A 7,834-nucleotide genomic window follows, 5' to 3' on the forward strand; every position below is an offset into this window, starting at 1 on the left:
GGCTCGTCGGTGTTTTCCGGGTCCGCCTCGGTGCTGTCCGGGTCCGCCTCGGCGGAGGCCGAGCCGCTGGGGGCCGAGGCCGTGCCGCTGGCAACTGTGCCGGCGGCGACCTGCTTGGCCTTGCTGATGCGCGAGTAGCCGCCGATGATGAAGATGACTCCCGCGATGAGCGTGGCGACACCGGTGAAGCCGAGGATCCACAGTGCGCCGAAGCCGTCGCCGAACATGAGGATCACGCCGAGCAGCACGTGACAGGCCGCCGCGATGAGGAAGTCCGAGGCCATCGGGTGGGACTTGAGCTGACGGTAGTTCCACAGCTCGATGAGTCCGTGCAGCAGCGCCCAGATGCTCATGGCTGCACGCAGCTCTGCCGGCTGTTCGGCGAGGAACAGGAACACGATCGCGGGGATCGTGATGACCGCCTGGCCGAAGACCGCAGTGCGCACATTCAGCGGCGAGCGCAGGGCCTGGTAGACGAGCGCGAGGGCGAAGAGCACCAGATAGCTGATGGACAGGATGTCGACGATGTCGACGCCCATGGACAGATGCTTGGGGCTGGTCGCATCGCGGGGCCAGAAGACCGTCGCGAACCCGAAGGCGACGCCGAGGATTCCGCGGACGACCATCGGAGCACCGAGTGCCTTCGATTCGGAGATGGCCTGGGGCAGAGCCTCGGGTCGTGGTTGCGTGGGCTCGGTGCGCGGTTCGTCGGTACTCATCACGACACCAGTTTAGGTCTCTCACCTGAGTCTGTCCGGTGTTGGGCCGGACACAAGCGAATCATGTCTTTACGTAATTACGTACTCTATGTATTATGAGGCCATGATCACACCCTCGCAGAGTGAATCCACGAGCACGCTCGAGTCCCGCCTGGCGGAGCTCGAGCGCAAGGTCGCCAGCCTGGAGAACGCCGCGGTCACGCTACCGGATTCGGCCGAAACCGATCCCAGCTCTGCCTCGGATCAGCCGATCAGCACTTCATCGAATCGATCGGCAGCTTCACCGAATCACCCTGCCCACCCGTCCGATGACGACACCTTCTGGGCGCTCAACGGGCTCATCGACCATGCGGGTGACGAAGGTGGCGTCGTCTACACCGGTCACACCACTCCCCCGGGCGCCGAGTCCCCTGTGTCCTGGCAGATGGGGCTGCCCTCGGCAGCACTCGAGGACCTCAATTTCGCCGAGGCGGCCGGTGCCCTGGCCGCACTGGGCCACCCCGTCCGGCTCGAGCTCCTGCAGGCGATCTATGAGGGCACGACCACCGTGGCACAGCTCGGCGACGACGACCGGTTCGGCACGACCGGCCAGATCTACCACCACATCCACGCGCTGGCCTCAGCCGGTTGGCTCGAGAACTCGCGACGCGGCCACTGGCGGGTTCCCGGCCAGAAGATCATCCCCCTGCTCACCCTGATCCTCATCGGCACCCACTAGATGTATTGACCCGTGAGGTCAGCGACCCCACTGACACTCGAACAGGACGGAATCATGGACTCCGACGACGCGTCCACCGACACCATCGATACGACCACTCCACCATCGCAATCGACGACAGCCTCACCTTCGCGAGGGGCCGCTGCGCTCGTCACCGCCGTGAGCATCGCGGCTCTGCTCCTGCTCATCACCCCGTTCCCACGCGGGTTCCAGGGCGAGATCACCGGCACTGCCGGGTTCGTCGAGGAGGTCGAGGGCACCCTCGGCAGCAAGCACTGGCATCACGTGGCGGCGGCGAAGATCGACGGTGATGAGGTCACCTGGGGCGGAGTCGGCGCGGACGAGAATTCCGAGTTCGAGATCGGGTCGATCACGAAGACCTTCACCGCCGCGCTCTTCGCCGATGCGATCGAACGTGGGGAGATCGAGGAGAACACCCGCCTCGGCGATGTATGGCCCGATCTCAGCGGCGATGTCGCCGAGGTGACGCTGGCCTCGATCGCAATGCAGCGTTCGGGTCTGCCTGCGCAGGAACCGGCCATCAGCTTCGGCGACGGCCTGGCGAGCTTCGCCTCGAGGTACATCCACACCGATCCGTATCGAGCGTCCGCGGCCGAACTCGTCGCCTCGCTGAAGGAGGTCGACGTGGGAGAGAAGGACCCGGAGTACTCGAACTTCGGATTCGCGGTCCTCGGCCAGGCTGTCGCTGCGGTCACTGGCTCCAGTTACGCTGACCTCGTCCGGGACCGGATCACCGAACCGTTGGGGATGACCAGCACATATGTTCCCGATTCGGCTGAGGGCCTCGTCCATGGCTACACGGCTTCAGGGCTTCCGGCCGCACCCTGGACCTTGGGCGGGGCGGCACCAGCCGGTGCCATCCGATCCACGGCGCACGACCTGAGCATCTGGCTGCGCGCGACGATGGACGGTTCGGCCCCTGGTGCTGAGGCGGCCGAGCCACGCGAAGACTTCGACGAATCGGACCGGATCGGTTGGGCCTGGTTCACGACGAAGAATCGCAGTCCGAATCTCACCTGGCACAACGGCGGCACCGGCGGCTACCGGTCGTTCCTCGGCTTCGATCCGGAATCGCGTCAGGGGATCATCGTCCTCGCCGACTCGGCCAATTCGGTCGATGACGCCGCCGATCTGATCTCGTCCGATGACATGTTGCCGCAGTCAGGGGCACATGTTTCGCAGACTCACGGGCCGCAGTCAGGAGACCGCTCATGAATCCCGAACTCTTCTCTCAGATCGCCAGCGCCTTCGTCGTCGCCTGGGGCGCCTTCACCGCCATTCGGGCATCTCGTGCGGCAACCCGCACTGAGCTCCTCGGCAGTCTCCTCCTCGCGTTCGCGATGTTGCTCCTCGTACGTCTCATCGCGGACTTCGGCGGCTGGACGCACTGGTTCATCTACGTCTGGCTGCTCTGTCTCGCCGGCTACGTCATCGGCGTGTATCGCAGCGCATCGGTGTGGCCGTCCCTGCCCTGGCGGGCGGCAGACGTGAAGACTCGTCGGTCCGAGACGACCAACCTCGGCGTCTCCAGCTTCCTGGCCCTCGCAGTCACAGGCGCCCTCGTGGTCCCCGGACTGCTGCTGGGCTGAGCATGCCTACTTCCCTGAGATCGTCAGCGTGCCATCCGAATCAGACACCGAATATTCCGCAAGCGGCTCGGTCGCGGGACCGGTGAGCACCTCACCGGTCGTCGTCGAGAACTGCGAGGAGTGGCACGGGCAGGTGATCTTGTCCTCGGTGACGGTGCGCACCTGGCAGCCCTGGTGCGTGCACACAGAGGAGAAGGCGTAGAACTCGCCCTCCTTCGGCTGGGTGACGACGTAGGTCTCGTCGACGACGGTGCCGGACCCGACGGGGACGTCGCCTGCCGGAACGTTGGCGTCGGCGCCTCCCGCCCCATCGGACTCGGGCTGTTCGTCCGACGAGCACGCCGAGGTCAGTGCCACCGAGGAACCGACGACCGCGACGGTTCCTGCCACGCTCGCTGATTTGATGATCGTGCGCCTATTCGTCTCCACAGTGCCCCTCGGTCTTCCCACCATTGCCCTGGTGCTCATCGGCGGCACGTCGACTTCTCGTCGGTGCGCTGCCTTTCGACTATCAGGGTTCCAGGGTAACGCGGCCCCCCGGTCATGAGGCACAGCTGGTTCGGCCGAGTCAGCACCGTCGACTAGGCTTGTGCGCATGACCTCGGCACCCACAACATCGTCGCTCGACGTCCTCCACGACGTCTTCGGCTATGAGGAGTTCCGGGGGCAGCAGCAGGCGGTCGTCGACCAGATCGTGGGCGGTGGCGATGCCGTCGTGCTGATGCCCACCGGCGGCGGCAAGTCCCTGTGCTACCAGATTCCGAGCTTGGTCAGGCCGGGTGCCGGTGTCGTGATCTCACCGTTGATCGCGCTCATGGCAGATCAGGTCGCGGCTCTGGAGAACCTCGGTGTGCGAGCGGCGTACCTCAACTCGACCCTTGATTTCGACGAGGCGCAGGATGTCGAGCGTGCGCTCCTGGCCGGTGAGATCGATCTGCTCTACCTTGCACCCGAGCGTCTCGTTCTGCCGCGAACGATGGCGCTGCTCGAACGAGCCCAGGTCGCCTTGTTCGCCATCGACGAAGCTCACTGCGTATCGCAGTGGGGCCATGACTTCCGCAGCGATTACCTCGGATTGGGAGTGTTGGCCGAGCGTTTCCCGGACGTTCCCCGCATCGCGCTCACCGCCACGGCCACGCCCGCCACCCACTCTGAACTCACCGAACGTCTCCACCTGGGCAACGCCGAGCATTTCGTGGCCAGCTTCGACCGGCCGAATATCACCTATCGGATTGAGCCGAAGCAGTCGGGCCGTGCTCAGCTCATCAACTTCATCACCACCGAACACTCCGGCGACTCGGGCATCGTCTACTGCCTGTCCCGCCGAGGTGTCGAACAGCTCGCCGACGCCCTCGTGGCCAGGGGAATCAATGCCCTGCCCTATCACGCCGGGCTCCCTGCCGAGGTGCGTGCCGAGCACCAGGCACGGTTCCTTCGCGAGGACGGACTCGTCATGGTCGCAACGATCGCCTTCGGCATGGGCATCGACAAACCCGATGTCCGCTTCGTCGCACACCTCGATCTGCCGCGGTCCGTCGAAGGCTACTATCAGGAGACCGGCCGTGCCGGACGTGATGGGCTGCCGGCGGATGCGTGGATGGTCTACGGCCTCGGCGATGTGGTCTCCCAACGCCGCCTCATCGAATCCGGGGACGGCGATCGGGCCTATCAGCGACGTGCGATGAGCCACCTGGACTCGATGCTTGCCCTGTGCGAGACCGTCGACTGCCGGCGCGTGCAGCTGCTGCGCTACTTCGACGAGGAATCCGAACCCTGCGGCAACTGCGACACATGCATCACGCCCCCGGTGACCTGGGATGCGACCGTGGCCGTGCAGAAGCTGCTGTCGGCCGTGATCCGCCTCGATCGGGAACGCGGGCAGAGGTTCGGCTCGGGACAGGTCATCGACGTGCTGCGCGGCAATGACAACGAGCGCTCGCGTACGGCCAATCATCAGGAACTCAGCGTCTGGGGCATCGGCGACGACCTCAGCGAGACCGAGTGGAAGACCGTGGTCCGTCAGGTCCTCGCCCGCGGGCTGCTCGAATCCCATGGCGACTACGGCGTCCTCATCGTCGGTGAGGCCGCCGGGCCGGTCCTGCGCAGTGAGGTCGAGATCTCGCTGCGCGTGGATCCCAAGAAGTCCGGATCCAAAAAGGCAGCGGCCAAGCGCCGAGGCGGCCCCGAGGTCGAACTCGGGACCGCGGACACAGCCCTGTTCGAGGCCCTGCGCTCCTGGCGTGCCGATCAGGCGAAGGAGCAGGGAGTCCCTGCCTACGTGGTGTTCCCCGACGCCACCTTGTACGGAATCGTCGAAGCCAAACCAAGCACCATCAATGAGCTCGGCCAGGTCAGCGGCGTGGGACTGAAGAAGCTCGACCGCTATGGCCCCGGTGTCCTCGAGGTCCTCGAGTCCAGCACCGCGTGACTTCCGGTGCAGCACCGGCTGCCCTCGAGACTAGTACTGGCTGACCCACTTACTCGCGACGGTCAGTTCGTCTTCGTCACGGTCAGTTCGTCTTCGTCACGGTCACGTCGATGGGCGTCGGGTTCGTGAAGATGTCGAAGACGGGGCAGTGGGCATCGACGGTTGTCTGCAGCTCCTGGTAGGCCTCATCACTGTCGGGTCCCGTGATCTCTACGTTGACGCGGACTGCGGAGAGTCCGGGTCGCACGGTCTCGTCAGCACCGAAGAGTCCCTGCACATCGAGGTCGCCCTCTGCGCTGACGTCGAGGCTTTCGATGGTCAGTCCCAGGTTGTGTGCATAGAGCCGGTAGACGACGATCTGGCAGGAGATGAGAGCGCCGAGTGCGTACTCGACGGGGTTCGGTGCCGCATCGTCACCGGCCAGAGGCGTCGGCTCGTCCACGGTGAAGGTGTGCTTTCCGGCAGTGATGACCGAAGAGACCGAACCCTGGGCACTGCCCTTCGCGGAGAAGACCAGCTGTGCGTTCTTCGCCGAGGCTGCGATCCGTTCATTCCAGGCCTGGCCCGCCGAGGCGAGGCGTTCAGCACGGTCTTCGGCGCTGATCGCGATGGTTGAGCCGGTGTTGGCGGTGGTGTCCGTGGTGGTGTCAGCTGTGGCGGTCATGGGCCCCTCTCCTTGATGTGGACGATCTTCGTTTGAGTGATTCCCAGACTAGGAACACCGGCCTCAGACTAGGAACACAGGCCTCCCGGGCGAGGGCAGACCGTCAGATTCCGACGCAGACCGTCACACGCACGAAATACGCGGACATATTTCGACGCGACCCGATCAGCCACCCACTGAGGCGACCCCTCATCGAAACATCGATCTGTCTCCCACCGGAGAAACGAAACTCATCCTTCTGGACGACAGCATCGCTGATCAAGGACTCATAGAGTCGAGACATGAGCGAATCCCCACAGCACAGTCGACTCTCGACGACGACGCTGCTCGTCTCGGCAGGCACCGTCCTTGGAATCGGTGCTCTCGTCTTCGGGTCTGCCGTCGTCATCGGCCTCACCGTCCCCGGAGTTCGGGCACATCTCAACACCCTCATCATCGCTGTGCTGCTCGTCCAGAGTGCGGGGACCCTGATTGCGCTGACGTTCATTCTGCGCCGGCGCGGACACCGCATATCGGCCATCGGCTTCTCCCGCCCGTCCCTACGTCTCCTTCATCTGCTGTGGCAGATTCCCGTGGCTGTGATCGTGGTGCTCGCAACGCAGGCCCTCGTCTTCGCAGTCACCGGCTCGGAACCTGTCAGCGGCTCATCGACCGATTCGCTCGCGGGCAGCGCCGGCGCCGTAGGTGCGATCGTGATGTTCGCCGCCGTCGCGATCATCACACCAGTCTGGGAGGAGCTGTTCTTCCGCGGCGTGATCTATGGATACGTTCGTGGCCGCCTCGGCGCAGCGTGGGCGGTCGCGGTCAGCGCCGTCCTCTTTGCGCTGTGCCACGGAGTGCCGATTCTTCTGCCCTATATGCTTGCGCTCGGCCTCTGCCTCGCACTGCTGCGGGTCTTCCACGGCAATCTGTGGGGGCCGCTGGGTCTGCACTTAGCGATCAACTCGACTGCCTCTCTCGTCCTCCTGCAAGCCGTCTTCGCCTGAGGTGTTTCCTGCTGAGCACCTCACCTCACCTCATGGGCGGTGATGCCCGAATACGAGGCTGGTCTGGGTGTGGGCGATCATCGGATCCGAGAGATGTTCGTCGATGAAGGCATTGAGTCCCGTCGGATGTGCGGTGGCGATATGCACGAGCAGATCGCGCTCTCCCGAGACCTGAAAGACGTCGAGGGTCTCAGGGGCCCGGAGCAGTCCCGCGATGACATTGGTCATCTTCGACCTCCCAACCGGCGACATCCGTACAGCGATCATGCCGAACACGTGCAGGCCGAGCGCTTCGAAATCGATGTCGGCATGAAACCCCTTGATGATGCCGCGCGACCTCAGAGCACTGACTCTCCCAGAACATGTGGACGGGGCAAGCCCCACCCGGCCGGCGAGATCCTTGTTGGAGATCCGGGCATCGGAACCGAGCTCGCGCAGGATCGCCAGGTCCACCTCGGCGAGGTGAGCATTGTTCGATTCAGCACGATGATCGACGATCAGTTCCGAATTCACCACAGAAATCTCTCCCAACTTTCGTGATCTGTACGGATTGATCCGATGATATCCGTGATCTGGGTAATCTGTAAGGTGATCCGTCGCTGCTGGCGACTCCGCACTCCGGCGACTCCGCACTCCGGCGACGCCGCATTCCGGCGACGCCGCCCACCGACCTGAACCGCCCCAACCAACCCGATGAAGGTGAGCCATG

9 protein-coding genes are annotated in these 7,834 nt (G+C 64.4%); 5 read left to right on the forward strand and 4 right to left on the reverse strand.

Annotated elements, in window-relative coordinates; genetic code table 11:
• The coding region (locus L0G76_RS12290) for an HdeD family acid-resistance protein (protein ID WP_304357483.1) at positions 1-719 on the reverse strand (719 nt) is incomplete at its 3' end.
• A 103-nt stretch (positions 720-822) separates the two neighbouring features.
• Here L0G76_RS12290 and L0G76_RS12295 point away from each other — a divergent pair.
• Genes L0G76_RS12295 through L0G76_RS12305 form a run of 3 tightly spaced genes read left to right on the forward strand, consistent with a single transcriptional unit; the run spans position 823 to position 3,047 of the window.
• Positions 823-1,437, forward strand: a complete 615-nt coding sequence (locus tag L0G76_RS12295; protein ID WP_304357484.1) for a winged helix-turn-helix domain-containing protein — start codon at positions 823-825, stop codon at positions 1,435-1,437.
• Between the two features lie 54 nt (positions 1,438-1,491).
• The gene (locus L0G76_RS12300; protein WP_304357485.1) at positions 1,492-2,673 is read left to right on the forward strand and encodes a serine hydrolase domain-containing protein; all 1,182 of its coding nucleotides are present in this window, start codon (positions 1,492-1,494) and stop codon (positions 2,671-2,673) included.
• On the forward strand, positions 2,670-3,047 hold the full coding sequence (locus L0G76_RS12305) for a hypothetical protein (protein WP_304357486.1): 378 nt from the start codon (positions 2,670-2,672) through the stop codon (positions 3,045-3,047). The genes L0G76_RS12300 and L0G76_RS12305 overlap by 4 nt, the downstream gene beginning before the upstream one ends.
• Before the next feature lie 6 nt (positions 3,048-3,053).
• On the opposite strand, the gene L0G76_RS12310 is transcribed toward L0G76_RS12305, so the two are convergent.
• Positions 3,054-3,476: a QcrA and Rieske domain-containing protein gene (locus L0G76_RS12310; RefSeq protein WP_304357487.1), complete on the reverse strand. Its 423-nt coding sequence runs from the start codon at positions 3,474-3,476 to the stop codon at positions 3,054-3,056.
• A 166-nt stretch (positions 3,477-3,642) separates the two neighbouring features.
• On the opposite strand from L0G76_RS12310, the gene recQ reads away from it, so the two are divergent.
• A complete protein-coding gene (recQ, locus tag L0G76_RS12315; RefSeq protein ID WP_304357488.1) occupies positions 3,643-5,475 on the forward strand; it encodes a DNA helicase RecQ in 1,833 nt (610 codons plus the stop codon).
• A gap of 82 nt (positions 5,476-5,557) precedes the next feature.
• Here the strand turns inward: recQ and L0G76_RS12320 are convergent, their stop codons facing one another.
• Complete coding sequence (locus L0G76_RS12320) at positions 5,558-6,139, reverse strand: OsmC family protein (protein WP_304357489.1); 582 nt, start codon at positions 6,137-6,139, stop codon at positions 5,558-5,560.
• Positions 6,140-6,420: 281 nt separating this feature from the next.
• Here L0G76_RS12320 and L0G76_RS12325 point away from each other — a divergent pair, with 281 nt between their 5' ends.
• Complete coding sequence (locus L0G76_RS12325) at positions 6,421-7,125, forward strand: CPBP family intramembrane glutamic endopeptidase (protein WP_304357490.1); 705 nt, start codon at positions 6,421-6,423, stop codon at positions 7,123-7,125.
• A gap of 30 nt (positions 7,126-7,155) precedes the next feature.
• On the opposite strand, the gene L0G76_RS12330 is transcribed toward L0G76_RS12325, so the two are convergent.
• On the reverse strand, positions 7,156-7,638 hold the full coding sequence (locus tag L0G76_RS12330) for an Lrp/AsnC family transcriptional regulator (RefSeq protein WP_304357491.1): 483 nt from the start codon (positions 7,636-7,638) through the stop codon (positions 7,156-7,158).
• Between the last annotated feature and the right edge of the window lie 196 nt (positions 7,639-7,834).

It is taken from the genome of Brevibacterium picturae, assembly GCF_030453725.1.
GTDB classification, from domain to species: domain Bacteria; phylum Actinomycetota; class Actinomycetes; order Actinomycetales; family Brevibacteriaceae; genus Brevibacterium; species Brevibacterium sandarakinum_A.

Bases quoted from the DNA above. Each gene is read 5' to 3' on its own strand.
- L0G76_RS12295 (WP_304357484.1), top strand. From the start codon at position 823: ATGATCACACCCTCGCAGAGTGAATCCACGAGCACGCTCGAGTCCCGC.
- L0G76_RS12300 (WP_304357485.1), top strand. From the start codon at position 1,492: ATGGACTCCGACGACGCGTCCACCGACACCATCGATACGACCACTCCA.
- L0G76_RS12305 (WP_304357486.1), top strand. From the start codon at position 2,670: ATGAATCCCGAACTCTTCTCTCAGATCGCCAGCGCCTTCGTCGTCGCC.
- recQ (WP_304357488.1), top strand. From the start codon at position 3,643: ATGACCTCGGCACCCACAACATCGTCGCTCGACGTCCTCCACGACGTC.
- L0G76_RS12320 (WP_304357489.1), bottom strand. From the start codon at position 6,139: ATGACCGCCACAGCTGACACCACCACGGACACCACCGCCAACACCGGC.
- L0G76_RS12325 (WP_304357490.1), top strand. From the start codon at position 6,421: ATGAGCGAATCCCCACAGCACAGTCGACTCTCGACGACGACGCTGCTC.